Origin of the sequence: Amycolatopsis kentuckyensis (assembly GCF_041679295.1) — a bacterium.
GTDB lineage: Bacteria > Actinomycetota > Actinomycetes > Mycobacteriales > Pseudonocardiaceae > Amycolatopsis > Amycolatopsis kentuckyensis_A.
Map to the genome: position 1 here is coordinate 328,487 of NZ_JBGDMD010000006.1, position 21,359 is coordinate 349,845.

A 21,359-nucleotide genomic window follows, 5' to 3' on the forward strand; every position below is an offset into this window, starting at 1 on the left:
ACGATCATTCCCCCAGGTCGGCGGCGGTCGGGTAGGACGGCTGCGCCCCGGCCCGCGTGACGCTGAAGGCCGCGACGCGCACCGCGCGCTTCGCCGCGTCGACGAGGTCCGCGCCGTCGGCGAGCGACGCGGCGAGCGCGCCCGCGAAGGCGTCCCCGGCGCCGGTGGTGTCGACGGCCTCGACCTCAGGTGACGCGACCTCGGTGCTACCGCCCTCGTCGACGACGACCGCACCGGCCGCCCCGAGCGTGACGACGGCGGCGCGCGGCCCGAGTCCGAGGAGCTTCCGGAAGTCCGCGCCGGGCCCGGTCAACCAGGCGGCTTCGTGCTCGTTGACCAGCAGGACGTCGAGCTTGGCGAGCGTCTCGGGGGAGAGCTCGGCCGCCGGCGACAGGTTCAGCAGGACTTTGACGCCCTTTTCGGCGGCCCGCGCGACGGCATGTTCGACGGTCGGCAGCGGCACCTCGAGCGACGCGACCATGATCTCGACCCCGTCGAAGACGGCGTCGACGTCAGCGGGCTCCAGGCTCGAGTTGGCGCCGGGCGAGACGAGGATGGCGTTCTCGCCGTCGGGGGTGACGGTGATGTAGGCGATGCCGGTCGGCCGCTCACTCGTCCGGACGAGCCCGGTGTCGACGCCGGCGGCGCGCAGCGAGTCGAGCAGCAGCCGCCCGTAGGGATCGTCGCCGACAGCACCGAGGAGCGCGACGTCCGCCCCGAGCCGCCCGGCCGCGACCGCGGTGTTGGCCCCCTTGCCACCCGGCGAGAGGACGGTGTCCCCACCCAGTACGGTTTCGCCACCCGCCGGCCGCCGGTCCACGGCGACGACGAGGTCGGCGTTGGCGGATCCCACAACGAGTACGTCCGAGTTCATACCGCACTGTCCCACGAAAGCCGTCCGACCAGGTCGGGAAGGGTGCCCCAGAGGAAAGTGAAGGTTTTTGTAACTTATCCGGCGTTGAGTGCGACAATCATGCGAGCAGCGGATACCCGTCACTCGATCAGGGGATGTCCGTCCCCCGGCCGTCACTTCCCGGACCGGTCCCGCTCTCCAGGTGCGTCATCACGCGAGACGTGGTGACGGTGCCCCAACCGGCGAGAGCCGGAGAGGGCATCAGGTCGCCGGCGCCGATCACGTAGCCCCCCGAGTGATCGGCGTCGGCGGCGCCCCGCCCCCGATGGTCAACGCGACTCCGTGGGGCAGCAGTGTGGGCGCGTGCGTGGTGAACTTCCGCATCGCCGCGGAGCTCAAGGGCCGCGGCAACCGATACCAGCCGTCGCTCAGAGCGAACTTCTCGGCGTCGCCGTGGCGCAGCGGAAAGTCGAGGTCGACCGGCCGGAACTCGAGGTTACCGTCCGCGAGCAGCCGCAGCTCGGCGACTTCACGCCAGCCCAGTTCGAACTTCCGGTAGTAGGTCTTCCACCGGAAGCCCACGTTCGAAAGCCGCAGGTCGGCCCGAAGCTCGCGCTTGCGGCTGTTGAACTCGAAGGCGTGGACGACACCGCCGAGCACGATGACCGCGCCCAGCAGAATCCGGCAGACGGTGTGCAGGAAGCCGGCAGGCATGAGCTCAGCTGCCACGTACGCCCCGATACCGAGCATGGCCATGACGAAGTCGAAGAGCCACACCTTCCGGCGGTCCCAGCCGTTGACGTGGATGCTCACGTGGTCCAGCTCGGACACGGTTGCCGGGCCGGGGCGGACTCGGCGGCCGGCGTGACCCCGGGGCGCGGGTTCGGGCACCACGGGGGTGATCGCCCGTTCAGCGACTCTGGCGGACTTTCCGGCGATCTCGCGGACGCGGCCGGCTTCGGTGTCCGACAGCGTGATCCCGGGTACCAGGAACGCACCTCCGGCCACCGGAGTAAGACCTTTGTGCTGTTCGGCGAACCGGGCATCGGCTGGCTCGAGAAGGACCCGGAAGGAGTGTTCACGGCCCAGCTCGGCCGGTACCGCGACGGCTGCCAGCTCATCTCAGCGCACCGCCCAGACGACTCCGCCGACGATGCGCGAAATCCCCGAGACGTCGAGAACCAGTTCGTCGACGACGGGTTCAGGCAGCGAGCGGGAGACCAAGATCAAGCCGAGCAGCCCAAAGGCTCCGCCGAAAACCCAGCCCGCTGCGCCCGGTCTTCGCTGCGAAGCCAGCGTCAGCCAGACGAACCCGCCGGCGACGAGGAGCAGCACCCCGGCGAGGATCCAGTGCCGACCCTCCGTCCGCGAGATGACCACACTTTCGTTCACGCGGTCACCAACCTCAACACGGCCTTGGCCGCGCCCGGGGAGACTTTCGCCGCCAATCGCCGATCCTCACCGCGACGGAGGACCGCGTGGACCGAAACGTAGTGGCGCGTGGCTTTCTTCGCCGAGGATGAGGCACTCAACCTGGCGAGGTCGGTGCGCCGCACCCTGATCGGGTCGCCTTCCTTGGGACGCCAGGTGATCGCGTCGGCAGAGAGGGCGAACTCGCCGAGTTCGCCCCGATAGCGCGTCAGGTACAGCAGCACCCAGATCGTCACGGCGACGGGCAACGGGATCCCCGGCGGGATGTCGTAGAAGGCCGGCGCGACGAAGTCGGCGATGACGGCCAGCCAAGCCGTCCACAGGACGAACAGCCGGCCGGTGGACGCCTGCTCGGCGCGGACCAGCGTGCGTGACTGGTCCGCGCTCCAGCGTTTCACCAGTTGTTTCACCGGGTTCGGCACGCCGAAGCCGCCGCGCCGAACGTTCTGGGAGGTCCACCGCACGAGGCCGGGGCGGTACCGCTCGATCGCCGCGGACGCCTTTTCTGCCTCTTCCCGGGCCATCGCCGACGACAGGATGTAGCCGTCTTCGGATTTGTGCCGACAGTCGGGGTTCAGGTTCCGGATCGCGTCGTCGTCCACCAGCGAAACCGCGAGCGACACCCGGTCACCGGGCCGGCCACCGCGAAAGTCGAACCGGCGGACGTCGTGCCACGGGAGGACGAGCGTCGTCTTGTCCTCGAGCGGTTGCCGGAACCCATCGGGGCCGAATTCGACCCTCGCCGTCACCAGCGCGCCGTTGCGCCGGATGTACCGCCGCAGGAGCGGTCCGGCGCAGAAGCAGAGCAATGCCAGCGCGCCGAGCACGGGCGAGACCAGGTACATGACCGGGTCACCGCTGCGCACCCACGCCAAGGCGCAGGCCGCGGCAGCGAGCAAAACACCGAAGAACGCCATGCACCCGACGGCCGTTCTCAGTTCGGACGGCGGATTGTGGATCGGGAGCCGGACCCGGACCGCGTCCGTTTCCGGCTCGCCGGGAGTCGTGGAGACCACGGCGGCTAAATCGACCCGGAAATGCGCTGACCGCCTTGCTGCTGGAAGACAGGTTCGGCGGCTGCGGGCTTCTTCTCGTTGTAGTGGTTTTCGCGGTAGTTCTTGTCCGCCTCGTCGTAGGCGCCCGCGGTCTTCTTGCCCGCTTCCTTGCCGGCCTCTTCACCGACTGCCTTGGGCAGCTCCTTGAGCCCGTCCTTGAAGATGCCCGGCGCCGCGTGAGCCGCGTCCCGCAGAGCCGCGAGCAGCTTCTGGCCGACGGTTCGGAAAAGCCCGCTGAGGTGGTTGAACTGACTGATGCCCTTCTGGAAGGCACGCATCAGCTTCTGCACCCACTCCGACATCCGCGTGCCGCAGCTGACGATCTCGGCCGTGCCCTCACCGGCCAGGCCCGCCGGCGCGGCGGGGCCCGGGTACCGCATGAGGATGCTGATCAGCTTGCCGATGCATTCGGTGAGCAGGTCCCGCAGCACGCTGCGCACGACGTTCAGGATGCTCTTGCAGACGTCGATCAGGACGGAGACGGCCTTCGCGCCACCCGCGACCCCGGAGTACATGTCGCCGAGCTCGGCGGCGAACGCGCGATAGGCGTCCGCACCTTGTCCCTGCCACTCCGCGCTGTCGGCCTTCACGGTCTCGAGGAGGTCTTTGGCGATGGCGTCGATCTCGTCGCTGATGCCGCTCCACGTCTCCTGCATGACGTCGAGCTGTTCCTGGTTCCCGGTCACCCAGTCGAGCGGGGCGCGCAGGAACTCGACGTGCTCGATCAGCCAGCCGAGCCCCATGCTGGCCAGGCCGGCGATCGGGTCCCGGAGGAAGTCCATCACGCCCATGGCACCGAAGCCGAGGTTGAGCAGTCCTTCGGTCCAGTCGCCGTCGGCCGCTTTCGTTGCGGCGTCCCAGAAGTCCTGCGCCATCCCGGCGCCTTCGAGCGCCGAAGAACCTTCGTCGACCTTCTTCTTGGCTTCCGTCACCAACCCGTTCTCAGTCAATGTGAATGCCTTCCAAGCTCGCCTTGACGTCCTGCTCGCGCCATTCGACGTGCTGGGACCAGGTGCGGACGCGGTCGATCTGCTCTTGGGCCACGTTCTTCGCGTGGCCGATGGAGTCGCTCCCCAGGGTCTGGGCGACGCCGCACAGCGCGCCGAGACCGCAGGCCTGGCCGATGAGGCCGAACGCCATCGGGTCGACGACCTGGGCCGCCGCGTCCAGCGTCTTCGCGAACCGGTCGACGAACGGTTCGAGCTTCTTCGCGTGGGACAGCAATTGCTCCGGCTTGATCCGGATGTCCGGCTGCGGGTTGTTCACGGTGTTCCCCTCCCTCGTTGCCCTGGTCAGCGCAGGTAGTCGCCGTCGCTGAAGTAGTCGTCGTCGGCGCCGGTCTCAGGTGCGGGCCGCGACGGCGCGGATTTCGGCTTCGCCTCCGGCGGCGACGGCGGCTCCTCCTCGGCGATGAAGCGCGCCCCGTCGGTCGCGGTCGCCGCGTGGCCGCCGTCCACGAAGCCTTGCGGCTCCGGCTCCGGGAATTCGTCGTGGAGTTGCCGGACCAGCTCGTTCATGGTCTCGGTGCCCGCGATCGAGGGCATTCCGGCCTGCACGGCATCCGCCAGCTTGCTCTGCGCGCGCTTGACGGTCCGCAGGATCTCGTCGGCGAGGTTCGCCTTGTCCCGCACCGCGTGCCCGATCTCCAGCCCCACCAGGTTGCCGAGGTGGTTGACCTTCACCGCGATCTGGCCGTCCTGGCTGCGCTCGGACACGGAGACCGTCGCCATCTCGGCCTGCATGCGGTCACCCCGCTGCTTGGCCTCGGCGATCCTGGCGTCAAAGCCAGCCAGCAGTTGCTCAGGGTTCGACACGCGAACCTCCCCTGTTCACGTCAGTAGCCGTACGGCGACCGAGTGTGGCACACCGGCCCGACAGTTTCGGGGGAGTTCCGGTTTTCCCCACCCTTCCGGGCGGTAAGCCCGGTGTTCGCACTGGTCAGCGGCTCGTAGCGTGCCTTTTCATGAACATCTCCGACTGGAAACGGACGATCTACGCGGCCCTCGCGCTGCCCGCGTACCTGGCCGGCCCGAAGGCGCGGACGCGGCTGGCGCGGCGGTGGCTGGGTGCCGAGCCGAGACCGGGTGGCTTCGGCGCCGCCGTCTTGGCTTTTCCGCTCGGCTTGCTGGTCTGGTACCTCGTCGGGCGGATCGGGACCTACGGGTTCTTCTGGACCGAGGCCGGGGCCGCCGGGTCATGGGGTGGGCCCTCGCTCGTCGGGGCGTGGGTCGTGCACTTCTTCGTCGCGCTCGGCATGGCCGTCGTGTGCATGTGGGCGCTCCGGCCATTGGCGCGGTGGCAGGTGCGATCGCCTGACCTGGTCGATTCCTCACACGGCCGGTAACCGGTGGGGTATTGTCCGTGACGCAAGAGGGGAGATCGAACGCGAGGGGAGCGCGGTTCGGTGGGGTTGTTCGGCGACATGCTCGACGCTGCCAAGCACGTCGGGTCGGAGATCGCGCACGCCGTCCAGTCGGGTGGTGAGCGGCTCGGCAACGTCTTGACCGGCGCGGGCGTCGGCCTGCTCGCAGGCGGGATTCCCGGCGCGGTCGCGGGGGCGTACGTCGGCTCGCAGACCGGTACCGGGGCGGCGAACCCGCAGGCTTCCGGGCTGTCACCCGGCCAGCTGGTCCAGGCCGTGATGACCGGTCCCGGCACCGAGTCGCTGCAGAAGGTGCACCAGGCGGGCGTCGACCAGTCGGCTTACCAGCGTCAGCTCGAGCAGGGCACGCGCGAGCTGACTTCCGGTCTCGAATCCGCGTGGACGGGTGGCGCGTCCGACGCGGCCCGGGAGCGGCTCCAGCCGTTGACGGCGTCGGCGACCTCGGCGTCCACGACGCTGGACCGCAACTCGACGCTGGCCCAGACGCAGATCGACCAGTTCCACCAGATGAAGAACTCGCTGCACCCGGACGTCACCGACCAGCCACCGACGCGCAGCGCCTGGGACGTCGCGACGCCGTGGGACACCGACACCGAAGACAAGATCAACCAGTACAACCAGAAGGCCCAGGAGAACGTCGAGCGGTACAACGCGTACTCGCAGCAGTCCAGCTCGAACACCGCGGCCCGGACGATCGACTACGGCCAGCTCCGCGAGTACACCGGCGGCGACTTCACGGTGCAGGACCCGAAGAAGCCCGTCGAGCCGCCGCCGCCTCGGAAGCGGACGCCGACCGGTGGCGACGACGACCGGTCGATCGGCGCCCAGGTGCAGCCGCCGCCGGCGGTCCACCCACCGGTCGTCCAGCCACCGCCGCCGGGTCACGTCACGCCGCCCGGGCAGGTGACGCCACCGCCGGGCTCTCACCCGTCCGGTGTGGATGACAGCGTTCGCGCGCAGAGTTACGTGCCGCCGTCGACGCAGTACCCGCCGGGCTACCAGCCACCGGGGACGGGGTTCGGCCCCGGCTCGGGTCCTGGAGGTGGGTCCGGTCCCGGCTTCGGGCCTGGTTTCGGCCCTGGCGGCGGCTTCGGGCCGGGCTCATCCTCCGGGGCAGGCGGCACCGGCGCGGGAACCCGCGGTCCAGGCGCGGCGACCGGAGCCGGCGTCCCCGGCGAAGGACGTCCCGGCGCGGCCGGCGGGGTCCGCGGCGGCGCGGCGGGCAAGCCGGGCTCGCCGGGGATGGGCGGCATGGGCCAAGGCGCCAAGGGCGGCAAGGGCGAGGAGGACGCGGAGCACCAGCGCGCGTCGTACCTGGTGGAGGCGGACCCGGAGAGCATCTTCGGCGGCTCCGACGAGCGGACGGTCCCGCCGGTGATCGGGCTGTGATCTTCCTGCCCAAGGCCGCCCTGCTCACGGCGTGGGAGTGGGAACGCCACGGCCCACCACCGGCGGTCCTCGGCGCCGACAACCTCTGGCTCGGCGAGGAGACCCGCAAGCGGCTCGAGGAGCAGGTCCTCGACGTCCTGGCCTCGCTCCGCCTCGCCGCGGGCGGCACGTTGACGCGCGAGTTCCGCGACGTCCTGCGTGTCCTGGCGAAGGGCGCCCACCAGTTCACGGCGTGGCTGGGCGACATCGAAGCGGACGAGTCGGGCGCGGTGCTCGTGTCCGCGTCCGGGCCGGACGCGCTGCGGCTGATCCGGAAGGACGAGACGGTCCGGATCGACGTCGTGGAACCGTCGCGGCTGGCGGAGTCGCTGGTGGACGTGCTGCCGCCGGTCCCGCCGGCGCGGATTTCGGCGGTGTCGATTCCGGAGGCGCGGTTCTCGGGCCGGGCGGTGGAGGAGTCGTACGACCTCGACGACCCGACTGTTGACCGGGGGCGGGATCCGTTGCCGTGGGCTCGTCGGCTGATGGCTGCTCGGCGGACGGGGCTGCACCAGTGCTACGCCGTTAACCGGGGTTCTCGGAGTGCGCCGATCACGGCCGTGGATGTCGCTGGGACCGGGCGGGTGCTGACGTACGTGTATCCGGGGCGCGAGCGGATGGTCAGCTTCCAGCCGGGGACCCGGGTTGCGCTGACCGATGCGCTGTACGCGACCCTGAACGGGTTAGGGGGAGGGCGATGACGGACTTCTTCAGCGGGATCGGCTTCTGGGCGACGGACATGCCGAGCGCGGGGGCGCCACCTGCTGGTGGGCAGGGGTTCGCGATGAGCTCGGACGAGATGCGCGCGATGCTCAAGAAGGCCAAGGACCAACGCGAAACCCTCGTTCAGCAGATACGAGCAGCCGATCACTTGTTCCTGGCGATGCCGCCAGCGGAGGAACCGGTCAGCCAAGCCGCGGTGAACGGGCCGAATGGAATCAATGAGTCCGGCTCGTACTACAAAGGACACCTGCAGTACCAGTTCAACTACCTGACGGAGTTGATCCGGAGATTGCAGCAAGCCCTTGGCATTACCGAGGCAGCGGACCAGCAGGCTGCAGACTCGACCAAGACGATCAAGGGGTCACTCGAATGAGGCATCGGATTCTCACCACCGTCGCGCTGGTCACGGCTGGAGTGACTGTGCTGACCGCCTGCACAGGCAAGGACACGGTGGCCGGCACGCCGACGCCCGCACCGACGAGCAGCTCGAACCTGCCCAACAGCGGTGCTCCCAAGGTCGACAACCCGCTACCCGCCAAGGTGCTGGACGGCAGTCCGTGCGATTCGGCACTGACCGCCGAACAGGTCCAGGGCTATCTCGGGCAGACGAACGCACCCGATTCGCAGGACACGGAATTGGGTCCGACCTGCGACTGGACCAGCGCATCGGGATCGGCCGCCGGAATCCTGGTCGGCTACGACACCAAGCCCGGCCAGGGAATCAGTCTCGCTTACAAGAACGTGAAGCCCAAGGCAAAGCGGTGGGTCGACAACCTGGATCCGGTGCAGGGCTACCCGGCCGTGGGTTATGTCGGTGTCGGAACCACCGACGACCGAACGTGTGTGATCGTCGTCGGCATCGCGGATGACCTGTCGTACTCCGTCTCGCTCAGCATCGGCGACTCGGCGGTCCAGGCCGGCAAGGACGCCTGCCAGCTCGGGCGCGGGGTGGCCGACACCGTGCTGACCAACCTCAAGGCGCGCGCCTGAGCTGGGCCTTTTCGTTACGGCCGACATCGCGTTAATGCAAGACTTGTCGTAGTAAGCACCTAGACTGTTCGGATGAGCCACCCCACCCGCAGGGGTCGCGCGCGTGCGGCTACCGAACAGGACATCCGGCGGACCGCCCGGAAGCTGCTCGTCGAGCAGGGGCCGGAGGCGGTCACGCTGCGCGCCATCGCGCGGGAGCTGGGGATCACCGCGCCCGCGCTCTACCGGTACTACGAATCGCGGGATGACCTCGTCGAGAACCTGCGGCTGGACGTCTGCGCCGACCTGGCCGACGAGCTCGCCGAAGAGATCGCCGAGCTGCCCGATGACGGCATGCTGCAGCTGTTCGCCATCTGCAAGGGCTTCCGGCGCTGGGCGCTCACCCACACGAAGGAATTCACGCTCGTCTTCGCGTCCCCGACCGGCGGTGTGGGCTCGGCGGCCGGGAGTGCGCTGAGCCGGGTCGACGAGCCGTTCGGGCGGATCTTCCTCGCCGCCGCCGGGCGGGTGCTCGCGCGGACCGACATCGTGCTGCCGTCCGCCAGCGGGGTGCCCGACGAGCTGCGGGACGACTTCAAGACCTTCCAGGAGTCGCTGAGCGCCGTGCTCGCCGAGGCCGATCACGACGTTCCGGTGGAGAAGCTCGACCTCGGCGTGACGTACCTGATGATCCAGTTCTGGGCCCGGCTCTACGGGCACGTCACGCTCGAGGTCTTCGGCAACTACCCGATCCCGATGTCCAAGCCGGACGTCCTGTTCGAGGCCATGCTCATCGACCTCGCCCGGGAGATCGGGCTCTACTCCGGCTAGGCCGCGTGGCCGCCGTCCACCGACAGCACCGCCGCCGTCACGTACTCAGCGCCAGGTGAAGCCAGGTAGGCGACCGCCGCGGCCACCTCCGACGGCGCCCCGTAGCGGTCGAACGCCGTCAGCGCGCGCTGGTCGGCCGCGTAAGGGCCGTCGGCCGGGTTCATGTCCGTGTCCGTCGGGCCCGGGTGGACCAGGTTGACCGTGATGCCGCGCGGCCCCAGTTCGCGCGCCAGCGCCTTGGTCAGACCCACCATCGCCGCCTTGCTCGTCGCGTACAGCGCCATGCCCGGGCCGGGCACGCGGTCCGTGACGCAGCTGCCGATCGTGATGACGCGGCCGCCGTCGCCCAGCACGCCGGCCGCGGCCTGGGTCGCCGCGAACACGCCACGGACGTTCACCGCCAGCACGCGGTCGACGTCCTCCAGCGAAGTCTCGTCGAACGCGCCCACGAACCCGACGCCCGCGTTGTTCACCAGCACGTCCAGCCGGCCGAACTCCGCCACCGCGGCCGAAACGGCGGCCGAAACCGCCGCGGCGTCCGCCGAATCGGCCTGGACCGCCAGCGCGCGGCGGCCGAGGTTCTTGATCTGCTCGACCACCTCGGCCGCCCGCGCGGCGTTGTGCACGTACGTCAGCGCGACGTCCGCGCCGTCCTCGGCGAGCCGCAGTGCCGTGGCCGCGCCGATGCCCCGGCTGCCGCCCGTCACCAGCGCCACCTTGCCGTCGAGGGTCATCCCCGGTTCTCCTTTGATCGAGCCGTTTTCGTTGACTGCTCAATCAAATCGAGAACACAAGACAAGCACCGGCGGCTTTCCGACAGCGCGCTACAGGACGATGTTGACCAGCCGCCCCGGCACCACGATCACCTTGCGCGGCGAGCCGTCGCCGACCATGGCCGCGACCTTCTCGTCCGCCAGCGCCGCCGCCTGGACCTCGTCCTGTGACGCGGAAGCCGCGACCGTCACCCGGGACCGGACCTTGCCGTTGACCTGGATCGGGTACTCGACGGAGTCCTCGACCAGGTACTTCTCGTCCACCACCGGGAACGGGCCCTGCACCAGCGAATCCGCGTGGCCCAGCCGGTGCCACAGCTCCTCCGCCAGGTGCGGGGCCAGCGGCGCCAGCATCAGCACCAGCGGCTCGGCCAGCTCACGCGGCGTCGACGCGGCCGCGCCGTACACCTTGGTGACGTGGTTGTTCAGCTCGATCAGCTTCGCGCCGGCCGTGTTGAACCGCATCTCCGCGTAGTCCTCGCGGACGCCGGAAATCGTGCGGTGCAGCGCCTTGCGATCCGCCTCCGAAGCGTCCTCAGTGGACACTCGCAGCTCGCCGGTCGCCTCGTCGACGACCAGGCGCCACAGCCGCTGCAGGAACCGGTGCGCACCGACGACGTCCTTCGTCGCCCACGGGCGCGACATGGCCAGCGGGCCCATCGCCATCTCGTAGAACCGGAACGTGTCGGCGCCGTAGTTCTCGGCCATCTCGTCCGGCGTGACGACGTTCTTCAGGCTCTTGCCCATCTTGCCGTACTCCTGGGTGACCTCTTCGCCGTTGAAGAAGTACTTCCCGTCGCGCTCCTCGACCTGCTCGGCCGGGACGTAGACGCCGCGCGAGTCGGTGTACGCGTACGCCTCGATGTAGCCCTGGTTGAACAGCTTCCGGTACGGCTCCTTCGAAGTGACGTGCCCCAGGTCGAACAGCACCTTGTGCCAGAACCGCGAGTACAGCAGGTGCAGCACCGCGTGCTCGACGCCGCCGACGTACAGGTCCACGCCGCCGGTGTCGTCCGCGCCGTACTCGCCCGGCCGCGGGCCCATCCAGTACTGCTCGTTCTCCGGCGCGCAGAACGTCTCGCTGTTCGTCGGGTCCAGGTAGCGCAGCTGGTACCAGCAGGAACCCGCCCAGTTCGGCATCGTGTTGATGTCGCGGCGGTACTTCTTGACGCCGTCGCCCAGGTCCAGCTCGACCTCGACCCAGTCCGTCGCGCGCGCCAGCGGCGACGACGGCATCGAGTCGCGGTCCTCGGGGTCGAACGTCACCGGCGAGTAGTCGGCGACCTCGGGCAGCTCGATGGGCAGCATCGACTCGGGCACGGCGTGGACTTCGCCGTCCTCGTCGTAGACCACCGGGAACGGCTCGCCCCAGTAGCGCTGGCGCGAGAACAGCCAGTCGCGCAGCTTGTACTGCACGGTCCCGGTGCCGGCGCCCTTCTCCGACAGCCAGTCGATGATCGTCTTCTTGGCTTCGGCGACGTCCATGCCGTCCAGGAAGCCCGAGTTGATCGCCGGGCCGTCACCGGTGAACGCCTTGCCGTCGAAGCCCTCCGACGGCTGCACGGTCCGGACGATGTCCAGCCCGAACTTCTCGGCGAACTCCCAGTCGCGGACGTCCTGGCCGGGGACGGCCATGATCGCGCCGGTGCCGTAGCCCATCAGCACGTAGTCGGCGACGAAGATCGGGATCTGCTGGTCGTTGACCGGGTTCGTCGCGTACGCGCCGGTGAAGACGCCGGTCTTCTCCTTGTTCTCCTGCCGGTCCAGCTCGGACTTCCGCGACGCGGCGACGCGGTACTCCTTGATGGCCTCGGCGGGCGTCGCCGCGCCACCGGTCCAGCGAGAGTCGACGTCCTCGGGCCAGGCCGAAGTGACCAGCTTGTCGACCAGCGGGTGCTCCGGCGCCAGCACCATGTAGGTCGCGCCGAACAGCGTGTCCGGCCGGGTCGTGAAGACCTCGATCGCGTCTTCGCCGGTCTTGAACGTGACGCGGGCGCCGTGCGAGCGGCCGATCCAGTTCCGCTGCATGGACTTGACCTTCTCCGGCCAGTCCAGCAGGTCCAGGTCGTCGACCAGGCGATCGGCGTACGCGGTGATCCGCATCATCCACTGCCGCAGGTTGCGGCGGAAGACGGGGAAGTTGCCGCGCTCGCTGCGGCCGTCGGCGGTGACCTCTTCGTTCGACAGGACCGTGCCCAGGCCCGGGCACCAGTTGACCGGCGCTTCGGAGATGTACACCAGCCGGTGGTCGTCGATCACCTTCTTCCGCTCGGACGCGCTCAGCGACGCCCAGTCACGGCCGTCCGGCGTCGGCCGGGAGCCGTCCGCGAAGGCGGCCTCCAGCTCGGCGATCGGGCGGGCCTTGCCCGCCTCCGTGTCGTACCAGCTGTTGAAGATCTGCAGGAAGATCCACTGCGTCCAGCGGTAGTACTCGGGGTCGATCGTGGAGATGCGCCGGCGTTCGTCGTGGCCCAGGCCCAGGCGCCGGATCTGGCGCAGGTAGGTCCGGATGTTCTCCTCGGTCGTCTTGCGCGGGTGCTGCCCGGTCTGGACCGCGTACTGCTCGGCCGGCAGGCCGAACGCGTCGAAGCCCATCGTGTGTAGCACGTTGCGCCCGATCATCCGGTGGTACCGGGCGAAGACGTCGGTGCTGATGAAGCCCAGCGGGTGCCCGACGTGCAGGCCGGAGCCCGACGGGTACGGGAACATGTCCTGGACGAACAGCTTGTCGCTGGGCACCGGCTGCCCCTCGACGGCGAGCGGCCCGACGGGGTTCGGCGCGTGGAAGGTCCCCTGGTCGGCCCAGTGGTCCTGCCAGCGCTGCTCGATCTGACCCGCCAGCGCGGCCGTGTAGCGGTGCGCCGGGACGTCGGTCCCTGTCGCCTCAGTCATCGCCGTCATCCTTCGCGTTTCGACCTACTCCAGAAACAACTCGACCCCTCAGCCACCAGGGCATGAGGGGTCGCCGCGCCGGCCGGGCCGGGCCCGGTCAGCGCGGCAGGCTAAGGAGCAGCCGAGCCGTGTTCATACCTTCATCGTAACTTGCTGGTCAAAGCCGTTCCGAGGGGACCGCCAGTGCGACGAACTGGGTGACCTGGGTCGCGGAGAAGTTGTTGTCGCTGACCAAGATCAAGCTGCGCTCGCCGTTCGGCAGCTTCGGCCCCCACGTCATGCCCTCGAGGTTGTCCACTGTGGACAAGCCGAGGTCGGCCGCGTCGAAGAGGAACCGCTTCTTCACCGGCTTCACGTTCTTGGCGTCGGCCAGGGATTTGACATTCAGGACGTTCGTCGCGCCCTTCGTGTCGATCTCGTAGACGCGCACCTTGTTGCCGACGCCGGTCACGAACGAGCGCTCCATCATCAGGAACTTCGTCGGGTCGGCCTGGTCGACGGCCAGCATCGAGGAGACGCCGGTGGTCGCGAACGCGCCGGCGGGCACCGGTGACGCGAAAATCGGCTCCTGCGGGTAGGCGTACTGCGCCAGCACCGGGCCGTAGCGGCCCTGCAGCGTGATCCGGGAGACGCCGCCGGTCGTGCGGGTCGACTCCGGGCCGTCCTGCAGCAGCGGGCCCTCGACGTCACTGGCGATCAGCGCGCCGAAGCCGGCGAACGTGAGGCCCTCGAGGACGAGGTTCTGCCGCGGCCCGGCCGTCGGCGTCATCTTCTCGTTCGCGGGAATCGGCAGGTCGCGGACGTATTCGCCGTCGCGGCGCGCCTCGCGGATCGACGGGTCGATCAACGTCGTCGCCGTCCGCTCGCCCTCCTGCGACCAGTAGTAGCCGCCGGTCCACGGGTCGACGCGCAGCTCTTCGGGGTCGATCGTCTGCTCGTTCTGCGGCTTCGCCGGGTCGTTCTGCGCCAGCGGCGGGTACGGCGTGCCGTCGGGGCGCAGGAGCGGCTTCGTGCCGGTGAGGGTGACCGGACCGACGCCGTTCACGGAGACCGGGAAGGTCGCCGTGTAGAAGCGGGCCGGGTTGATCGCCGACCGGTCGTCGCAGATCAGCGCGTAGCCGCCGGTCCGGGGGTCGTAGTCGATGCTGGACAGGCCGCCGACCGTCGTGCCCTGGAACTGCAGGGAGTTCGGGACGATCTGCTCGCCGAGCAGCCGGACGGGCCGCTGGTGACTCTCGGTGGCACTCGCCGGTGTCGCGGCGAGGATTCCCCCGATCAGGGCAGCGGTCAGGACGGTGGGCAGTACACGCGGTGACATGGCCTGTAGCACAGTCGATCAGGGTATCCGGCAGGTTGCCGGGACGTCACGCTTATCCTTGACCCGTGTTCGCTATCGCGCTGGTTCCGGTCGTGCTGGGTCTGCTCGTCGGTTTTGGTGGGTTCCTCGGGTTCCGCGAGCGCTTGACGCGCGAGGGCGGCACCGGGGTGCGCACGGAAGCGGCGTTGCGCAGCGAGGAAGCCTTCAAGCTGGCCAACCGCGTCGCGGGCCTGCCGACCATGGCCGGGGGCGCGATCGCCGTGCTCACCGGGCTCGCCGGGCTGGCCATGCCGACGACCGGTGGTCTCGTCTCGGCCGCGCTCGCGGGCGTGCTCGCGATGCTGGTGCTGGTCATGGGCGGCGGGGTGCTCGGCAACCGCGCCGCGCTGACCGTGCCCGCGCCGGCTCCGGCGCAGCAACAAGCAGCCTGCAGCGGCTGCGCGTGCGGCGCCGGCGGCTGCGGCGTCTTCAAGAAGGAAGAAGCCTAATTCCGCTGGAGGTCGCCCGGGTGGGTGGCCAGTAACGCGAGCGGGATGCCCTGGCGGCGCAGCACCTGGCTCCACAGGTCGCCGCCCGGCGAAGCCAGGATGTCGCTCGGCAGCGCGGGCACGATGACCCAGTCTTCGCGTTCGATCTCGCCGGCCAGCTGACCGGAGTCCCAGCCCGCGTACCCGGCGAAGACGCGCACGCCGCGGACCTTCGGCACCAGCACTTCGGGGTCGGTGTCCAGGTCGACCAGGGCGACCGGCCCGCGGACCGCGATCACGCCCGGGACGCTCGCCGCCGTCTCGCCGGTGCGCAGCGCGGCCAGGCACAGCGCCGTTTTCTTCTCGACCGGCCCGCCGACGAACACCGCCTGCGGCTCGGCGACGTGCCCGCCCCAGTTCGGCAGGACGTCGTGCACGGCGACGTCGCTCGGGCGGTTCAGGACGACGCCGAGGGTGCCCTCGTCGCGGTGATCGATGACGAACACGACGGTCCGCTTGAAGTTGGGGTCGACCATCGTGGGGGCGGCGACCAGGAGCGTTCCCGGTTCAACCTCGGCGTCCGCTGGCACGCGACCCATGATCCCACCCCCGACCCGGCGAATTACTTCGGCTCGGGAACAATCGCCCCAGCAGCCTCGTTTGAAACATGTGGCCGGCGCACTCCGTGTCCCCCGGGCTCACTGAAGAACCGCCTTTGTGGAATACCGTCCGGCTGGAGCCACACTGCGCATAGCCGCCGAGAGGCGACCTTAGTGCGTCGGCCACCTTCTACTCGGTGGCTCTGCCACCTTCGCGCGCTCGCCCTAAGGGTGTTTGACCAGGGGGCAAGCCCCCCGGACCCCCCTCGAGTGCGTCGGCCACCCTTTACCCTGGGCTTCGTGACGATCAGCGCTCGGACGGCGACACCGCGAAGAGGGCCGCGCGAGCTGCTCAAGGACCCCGACTTCCGCCGTCTGCTCTTCACCCGCTTCGCGGCGAGCTGGGGCGACGGCGTCTTCCGCGCCGGCCTCGCCGGAGCCGTCCTGTTCAACCCCGAGCGCGCCGCCGATCCGCTGGCCATCGCGGGTGGGTTCGCCGCGCTGCTCTTGCCGTACTCCATCGTCGGGCCGTTCGCCGGTGCCCTGCTGGACCGCTGGGACCGGCGTCGCGTGCTGATCTTCGCGAACCTCCTGCGCGGGCTGGCGATCGTCGCCGCGGCGGCCGCCGTCGGCTTCGGGCTGGGCGGGCTCGGCCTGTTCACGCTGGCCCTGGCCGCGGAGGGGATTTCGCGCTTCATCGGCTCCGGGCTTTCGGCGTCGCTGCCGCACGTCGTCGAAGAAGAGAGCGTCGTGACGGCGAACGCGTTCGCGACGACGCTCGGGTCGGCGGTCGCCGTCGTCGGTGGCGGCTGCGCAATCGGCCTTCGCGCGCTCTTCGGCAGCAACGACCTCGGATCGGCCGAGACCACGGTGTTCGCCGTGCTCGGCACGCTGGTGTCGGCCTTCATCGCGCGGGGTTTCGCGCGTGGCGTGCTCGGGCCGTCGGTGGTCGACGAGCCGCCGAACCCCGTGCTGGCCGTCGCGCGCGGACTGGCGGACGGCGCACGGCACGCGTGGCGCGCCCCCAGCGTCACGGCCGGGTTCATCGCGCTCTTCGCGCACCGGGCGTCGTTCGGGGCGTCGCTGCTGGTCACCGTGCTGCTGATGCGGAACTACTTCACCGACCACGGCGTGTTCCGCGCCGGCCTGCCCGGGCTCGGGCAGATGGCCGCGCTCGCCGGCGCCGGCATCCTGATCGCCGGGCTGCTGACCGCGCGGCTGCTGCGGAAGTTCGGCCGGCTACGCGCGGTGCTCGGATCGCTGCTGCTCGCCGCGATCGCGCAGTCGGCGCTGGGCCTGCCGATGCTGCTGCCGCTGGCGCTGCTCGCGTCGTTCGTCATCACCGGTGCGGGGCAGGTGCTGAAGCTCTGCGTCGATTCGTCGATCCAGCTCGACGTCGCCGACGAAGCCCGCGGCCGCGTCTTCGCGCTGTACGACACGCTGTTCAACATCACCCAGGTGGCGGCGGTATCGCTGGGCGCGCTCGTCGTGCCGGACGACGGCCGTTCACCGGGCCTGTTGATCGCGGCGACCGTCTGCTACCTGGTCGGCGGAACCGGCTACGTGCTGGCGCGGCGCCGCGCGATTCGCTGAGGCAAACACCCGAACCGGTCACGGTGACTGCTCCATTGGCATTAGGGTGACGGCAAGTCATTAGTAGGTTCGAGGGACACCGGGGGCACCTGTGACCACCGCGGGCGACGACCGTGCACGGCTCGAAGCACGCAATGCCGCGATGAAGGACCAGGTGGACACCCTCCTGGAGAACTTCGAGCGGCAGACGGCGCAGCTGCGTGACGCCCAGTCCGCGGCGGCCCAGACCACCGCGCAAGTGAGTTCCCCCGACGGCCTGGTCCGCGCCACGATCGACGCCGGCGGCAACCTCGCGAAGCTCGAGATCGCGCCGAACGCGTTCGACCGCACGACGCCCGCCCAGCTCGCGAACACCGTCCAGACGGTGGTGAGCCAGGGAACGCTGCAGGTCAAGCAGAAGATCGCCGACCTGATGGCACCGATCACCGAAGGCCTGCCCGACCTCGCGGACCTCGTCGAGGGCGCGCCGTCGCTGGCCGGGCTGGTGCCGCAGATCCCCGAGTTCGTCGAGACGCCGGCGCCGCAGCCCGCGCCTTTCGAAGAGGGTGGCTCGATCCTCCGCAACGAGGCCGTGCCACCGCCCGTGCCCGCACCCAAGCCGGCCCCGAAGCGCGTCCGCCCGCCGCGTGACGAGGACGAGGAGCCGCCGTCGTCCTGGATGACGAGGGGCGACTGATGCCCGAAGGGGGCTCCGGGTTCACGGCGGAACCCGACGCCGTCCTGCGTGCGTCGAACGGTTTCACCACGGCGGCGGACGCGCTGGAGAGCGCGCTGAAGACGTTGCAGGGTGCCCTCGACGCGCAGGGCGAGTGCTGGGGCGGCGACGACTCGGGCAAGGAGTTCGCGAAGGACTACGTGCCGGGTTCGCAGGGGGCCGTCGAGGGGTTCACGAACCTCGTGCAGGGGCTGCGGGGGATGCAGCAGAACGTCGCCAAGTCGATGAAGGCGCTGTCGGGCGCCGACGAAGACGTGACTTCGCAGCTCGGCAAGGGGCAATGACCCGTGGGTATGGAGATGCCCGACGCGGTCAAGTGGCTGCTGCCGATCGTCGTCGGCGAGAGCTGGCCGGAGGGCGACGAGACCAAGCTTCGTGCGTTGCGCGACGCGTGGCACACGGCGTCGGCGGCGGTCGCGCCGGTCTCGGAGACGGGTAACCAGGCGGCATCGGGAGTCCGCGACAACTGGACCGGCGACGGCGCGGACGCGTTCGTCGAGCAGTGGAAGAAGTTCGTCGAGGGCGACGAGGCGTACTTCAAGCAACTGGCGGACGCGGCCAAGGCACTGGGCGATTCGTGTGATCAGACGGCGTTGGACGTCGAGTACACGAAGTACATGATCATCATTTCGCTGATCGTGCTGGCGGCCCAGATCGCGGCGATGATCGCGGCGGCAGCGGTGACGTTCGGCGGCTCGACGGCGGGCATCGCGCCGGCCCAGATCGCGACGCGGATGACCGTGCAGATGCTGTTCCGGCAGCTGCTCGAGAAGCTGGCGCAGCAGGGGTTCAAGCAGGTCGCGAAGGAGCTGCTGGAGAAGCTGCTCAAGCAGGGTCTCAAGAAGATCGGCATGGAGGTTCTCAAGAACGAGGCCATCAACCTGGGGATGGACGCGGGGATCCAGGGTTTGCAGAAGGCGAAGGGGGATCGCCAGAGCTGGGACTGGTCGAAGACGTCGGACGCGGCGATTTCGGGCGCTGTCGGTGGGGTGGTCGGGGCGGCGTCCGGGTCGATCGGGCGGGGGGCTACTGAGGGACTTTCGCATTCTGCCGGGGGGCAGGTGGCGGACGCGGCTTTGCGGGCGGGGGCTCGGGGGGCGGTGGAGGGGGTTGCGCAGACCGTCGGGCAGGCGGCGGTTACCGGGGATTTGGGGTCTTTGACGGCGGAGCAGTTGCTGACCGGGGCTTCCAGTGGGGCTGTGGGTGGGGCTGTTGGGGGCGCCAAGGAGCAGATGCATGCCGTTCATGAGGCGAACGTTCCGCGGGATGCTGGTGGGTCGGGGGATGAGGGGGGTTCGTCTTCGGAATCCGAGTCGCGGGGTGAGGGGGCTTCTGAGCCCGAGTCACGGCGGGAGTCGTCGTCGTCCGAGCCTGAGCCACGGGGCGAGGCTTCTTCCGAACCTGAGTCACGGCGGGAGTCGTCGTCCGAACCCGAGTCACGGAGCGAGCCGTCCTCCGAGCCCGAGGCGCGGCGGGAGTCGTCGTCCGAACCCGAGTCACGGAGCGAGCCGTCCTCCGAGCCCGAGTCACGGCGGGAGTCGTCGTCCGAACCCGAGTCACGGAGCGAGCCGTCCTCTGGACCCGAGTCACGGCGCGAGCCGCCCTCCGAACCCGAGGCGCGGAGCGAGTCGTCTTCTGAACCGGAGTCGAGGCGGGAGCCGTCCTCCGAGCCGGAATCTCGCGGGGAAGAGCCGCGGGGCGAAGCTTCTTCCGAACCGGAGTCGAGGCGCGAGCCGTCTTCCGAGCCCGAGTCGCGCGGCGAGCAACCGCGGCGGGAAGCATCTTCGGAACCGGATTCGTGGGGCGAGGGGCCGCGGCGGGAGTCGTCGGCTGAGCCTGAGTCGCGTGGGGAAGATCCCCGGCGAGAGCCGTCGTCGGAATCCCGGGGCGAGGCCTCCGTGCCACGGGCGGAGAGCGCGCCGGAGCGTCAGGCGGTCGAGCCGCGGTCCCCGGCGGCCGAGTCCGACGGGCCGCGCCCGAGTGCCGACCACGTCCAGCAGCAGCCCGAGGTACGAGCGGCGGGCGACAGTCCGGCGCCATCGCAGCAGCCCGAGACAAGGTTCGGCGAAGCTCCGGCAGCTCAGCAACAGGCCCAGGCGCCGGCACCGAGCCAGCCGGTGGGCGGATCCGCGCCTCCGATGGGCGGGTCGATGGGCAGCTCGTCAGGCGGCGGTCCGTCGCCCGCACCCTCGAACGGCGGCTACGGCATGGCGCCGCCGGGCTCCGGCCCGGAAGCAGGCCGCCAGATGGGCGGCCGCTCCGCGGACAATGTCGGAGCGGCGGGCTTCACCGGGGGTACGAGCCAGCCGTTCGCGGCGGACGGAGGGCCGACGCCGTTCCAAAACGGACCGTCGGGGCAGCAGGCCCCGCCGCCCGGCGGATTCGCGTCGCCCCCACCAGCTGGAATGCCCGCCGCCGGTGGTGGCCCGGCTTCCCAGAACCCGACGCGTAGCGGGCAGCCACCGCTCGAGCAGCAGCGACGGGTGCCCCCGCAAAACCCGCGCCGAATGCCGCCCGGCCAGCAGCAGGGTGGCCAGCAGCAGGGCGGGCAACCGTTCCGCGGCGGCCAGCCGCACGGCGGGTTGGCACCGCAGGCTGGCCAGCCCCCGCATGGCGGCCCGGCCACGAGTGGGCAGTCACCGCATGGTGGCCCGGTCACGGGTGGGCAGCCGCCGCATAGCGGCCCGACTACCGGTGGCCAGCCCCCGCATGGCGGCCCGGCCACGGGTGGGCAGTCACCGCATGGCGGCCCGGCTACGAGTGGGCAGTCACCGCATGGCGGCCCGGCCACGGGTGGGCAGCCGCCGCATGGCGGGCAAGCGCGGGTTGGTGAGCAGCCGAACGGTGGGCGATCGCACGGCGGGCTGCCGCAGAGCGGTCTCCCTCAGGGTGGCCAAGCACCGCACGGGGGACCGCCCCCGGGCGGACAAGCGCAGGTCAGCCAGCCCCCGCACACCAGCCTCCCGCACAGCGGGCAACCGCACACCGGGCTACCCCAGAGTGGCCCAGCGCCACATGGCGGAATGCCCCCGAGCGGACAAGCGCACGTCGGCCAGCCCCCGCACACCAGCCTCCCGCACAGCGGGCTACCCCAGGGCGGCCAGGCGCCGCACGGCGGAACTCCTCCGGGCGGACAAGCGCACGGTGGCCAGCCACCGAACAATGGCCTCCTGCACAGCGCGCAGTCGCAGAGTGGGCAGCCGCAGAGTGGGAACGTGCCGCACGGCGCTCAAGCGCAGGTCGGCCACCCGCCGCACGGTGGGCTGCCGCAGGGCAGCCAGCCACTGCAAGGCGCGCCAGCTCAGGGCAGCCAGCCATTGCATGGCGCG

Annotated in this window: 22 protein-coding genes and 1 pseudogene; 11 read left to right on the plus strand and 12 right to left on the minus strand. The window is 70.2% G+C overall.

The features are described 5' to 3' along the window. Window positions 1-4: 4 nt before the first annotated feature. The 7 genes from ACERZO_RS26755 to ACERZO_RS26785 form a co-directional block, all read right to left on the minus strand. The gene (locus tag ACERZO_RS26755; RefSeq protein WP_372667516.1) at window positions 5-874 is read right to left on the minus strand and encodes a ribokinase; all 870 of its coding nucleotides are present in this window, start codon (window positions 872-874) and stop codon (window positions 5-7) included. Window positions 875-1,132: 258 nt separating this feature from the next. Continuing rightward, a complete protein-coding gene (locus ACERZO_RS26760; protein ID WP_372667517.1) occupies window positions 1,133-1,861 on the minus strand; it encodes a hypothetical protein in 729 nt (242 codons plus the stop codon). 114 nt (window positions 1,862-1,975) lie between these two features. After that, window positions 1,976-2,245, minus strand: a complete 270-nt coding sequence (locus ACERZO_RS26765; RefSeq protein WP_372667518.1) for a hypothetical protein — start codon at window positions 2,243-2,245, stop codon at window positions 1,976-1,978. Further along, the gene (locus ACERZO_RS26770) at window positions 2,242-3,201 is read right to left on the minus strand and encodes a hypothetical protein (protein WP_372667519.1); all 960 of its coding nucleotides are present in this window, start codon (window positions 3,199-3,201) and stop codon (window positions 2,242-2,244) included. Before ACERZO_RS26770 ends, ACERZO_RS26765 begins: the two co-directional genes overlap by 4 nt. Window positions 3,202-3,305: 104 nt before the next feature. Then, entirely contained in the window at window positions 3,306-4,271 is a 966-nt protein-coding gene (locus ACERZO_RS26775; RefSeq protein ID WP_372667520.1) for a WXG100 family type VII secretion target, read from the minus strand. 10 nt (window positions 4,272-4,281) lie between these two features. After that, window positions 4,282-4,605, minus strand: coding sequence for a hypothetical protein (locus ACERZO_RS26780; protein WP_372667521.1), 324 nt, complete (start codon window positions 4,603-4,605; stop codon window positions 4,282-4,284). A gap of 26 nt (window positions 4,606-4,631) precedes the next feature. Further along, window positions 4,632-5,153 (minus strand): YbaB/EbfC family nucleoid-associated protein, encoded by a 522-nt coding sequence (locus tag ACERZO_RS26785; RefSeq protein ID WP_372667522.1) that lies wholly within the window; start codon window positions 5,151-5,153, stop codon window positions 4,632-4,634. A 149-nt stretch (window positions 5,154-5,302) separates the two neighbouring features. Between ACERZO_RS26785 and ACERZO_RS26790 the strand changes: the two genes are divergently transcribed. The 6 genes from ACERZO_RS26790 to ACERZO_RS26815 all read left to right on the plus strand — a co-directional run bounded on the left by ACERZO_RS26790 (window position 5,303) and on the right by ACERZO_RS26815 (window position 9,673). Further along, a complete protein-coding gene (locus ACERZO_RS26790) occupies window positions 5,303-5,683 on the plus strand; it encodes a hypothetical protein (RefSeq protein ID WP_372667523.1) in 381 nt (126 codons plus the stop codon). A 60-nt stretch (window positions 5,684-5,743) separates the two neighbouring features. Further along, window positions 5,744-7,111, plus strand: a complete 1,368-nt coding sequence (locus ACERZO_RS26795) for a hypothetical protein (RefSeq protein ID WP_372667524.1) — start codon at window positions 5,744-5,746, stop codon at window positions 7,109-7,111. Beyond that, window positions 7,108-7,851: an ESX secretion-associated protein EspG gene (locus ACERZO_RS26800; RefSeq protein ID WP_372667525.1), complete on the plus strand. Its 744-nt coding sequence runs from the start codon at window positions 7,108-7,110 to the stop codon at window positions 7,849-7,851. The genes ACERZO_RS26795 and ACERZO_RS26800 overlap by 4 nt, the downstream gene beginning before the upstream one ends. After that, window positions 7,848-8,246: a hypothetical protein gene (locus ACERZO_RS26805; RefSeq protein ID WP_372667526.1), complete on the plus strand. Its 399-nt coding sequence runs from the start codon at window positions 7,848-7,850 to the stop codon at window positions 8,244-8,246. The genes ACERZO_RS26800 and ACERZO_RS26805 overlap by 4 nt, the downstream gene beginning before the upstream one ends. After that, the gene (locus ACERZO_RS26810) at window positions 8,243-8,863 is read left to right on the plus strand and encodes a DUF3558 domain-containing protein (RefSeq protein ID WP_372667527.1); all 621 of its coding nucleotides are present in this window, start codon (window positions 8,243-8,245) and stop codon (window positions 8,861-8,863) included. Before ACERZO_RS26805 ends, ACERZO_RS26810 begins: the two co-directional genes overlap by 4 nt. Window positions 8,864-8,935: 72 nt before the next feature. Then, window positions 8,936-9,673: a TetR/AcrR family transcriptional regulator gene (locus ACERZO_RS26815; protein ID WP_372667528.1), complete on the plus strand. Its 738-nt coding sequence runs from the start codon at window positions 8,936-8,938 to the stop codon at window positions 9,671-9,673. Here the strand turns inward: ACERZO_RS26815 and ACERZO_RS26820 are convergent. The 3 genes from ACERZO_RS26820 to ACERZO_RS26830 form a co-directional block, all read right to left on the minus strand. Next, window positions 9,670-10,407, minus strand: coding sequence for an SDR family oxidoreductase (locus tag ACERZO_RS26820; RefSeq protein WP_372667529.1), 738 nt, complete (start codon window positions 10,405-10,407; stop codon window positions 9,670-9,672). The genes ACERZO_RS26815 and ACERZO_RS26820 overlap by 4 nt on opposite strands. 90 nt (window positions 10,408-10,497) lie before the next feature. Beyond that, complete coding sequence (gene leuS, locus ACERZO_RS26825; protein WP_372667530.1) at window positions 10,498-13,338, minus strand: leucine--tRNA ligase; 2,841 nt, start codon at window positions 13,336-13,338, stop codon at window positions 10,498-10,500. Between the two features lie 157 nt (window positions 13,339-13,495). Further along, window positions 13,496-14,656 (minus strand): esterase-like activity of phytase family protein, encoded by a 1,161-nt coding sequence (locus tag ACERZO_RS26830; RefSeq protein WP_372667531.1) that lies wholly within the window; start codon window positions 14,654-14,656, stop codon window positions 13,496-13,498. A 65-nt stretch (window positions 14,657-14,721) separates the two neighbouring features. Here ACERZO_RS26830 and ACERZO_RS26835 point away from each other — a divergent pair, with 65 nt between their 5' ends. Next, window positions 14,722-15,144: an SdpI family protein gene (locus ACERZO_RS26835; protein WP_372667532.1), complete on the plus strand. Its 423-nt coding sequence runs from the start codon at window positions 14,722-14,724 to the stop codon at window positions 15,142-15,144. Here ACERZO_RS26835 and ACERZO_RS26840 read toward each other — a convergent pair. Next, window positions 15,141-15,722 carry a YqgE/AlgH family protein gene (locus tag ACERZO_RS26840; protein WP_372667533.1) on the minus strand — a complete coding sequence of 194 codons (582 nt, stop codon included), beginning with the start codon at window positions 15,720-15,722 and terminating at the stop codon, window positions 15,141-15,143. The genes ACERZO_RS26835 and ACERZO_RS26840 overlap by 4 nt on opposite strands. Window positions 15,723-16,022: 300 nt before the next feature. Here ACERZO_RS26840 and ACERZO_RS26845 point away from each other — a divergent pair, with 300 nt between their 5' ends. From ACERZO_RS26845 to ACERZO_RS50370, 4 genes and pseudogenes are all read left to right on the plus strand, one after another. After that, window positions 16,023-17,315: an MFS transporter gene (locus ACERZO_RS26845; protein WP_372667534.1), complete on the plus strand. Its 1,293-nt coding sequence runs from the start codon at window positions 16,023-16,025 to the stop codon at window positions 17,313-17,315. Window positions 17,316-17,457: 142 nt separating this feature from the next. Next, the gene (locus ACERZO_RS26850) at window positions 17,458-17,991 is read left to right on the plus strand and encodes a YbaB/EbfC family nucleoid-associated protein (protein WP_372667535.1); all 534 of its coding nucleotides are present in this window, start codon (window positions 17,458-17,460) and stop codon (window positions 17,989-17,991) included. Next, complete coding sequence (locus ACERZO_RS26855; RefSeq protein ID WP_364448479.1) at window positions 17,991-18,314, plus strand: WXG100 family type VII secretion target; 324 nt, start codon at window positions 17,991-17,993, stop codon at window positions 18,312-18,314. The genes ACERZO_RS26850 and ACERZO_RS26855 overlap by 1 nt, the downstream gene beginning before the upstream one ends. Window positions 18,315-18,329: 15 nt before the next feature. After that, window positions 18,330-18,707, plus strand: a pseudogene (locus ACERZO_RS50370) (WXG100 family type VII secretion target); the annotation flags it as partial. On the opposite strand, the gene ACERZO_RS26860 reads toward ACERZO_RS50370, so the two are convergent. Continuing rightward, entirely contained in the window at window positions 18,614-18,859 is a 246-nt protein-coding gene (locus tag ACERZO_RS26860; protein WP_372667536.1) for a hypothetical protein, read from the minus strand. The pseudogene ACERZO_RS50370 and the gene ACERZO_RS26860 sit on opposite strands and share 94 nt — an antisense overlap. Window positions 18,860-21,359: the final 2,500 nt, after the last annotated feature.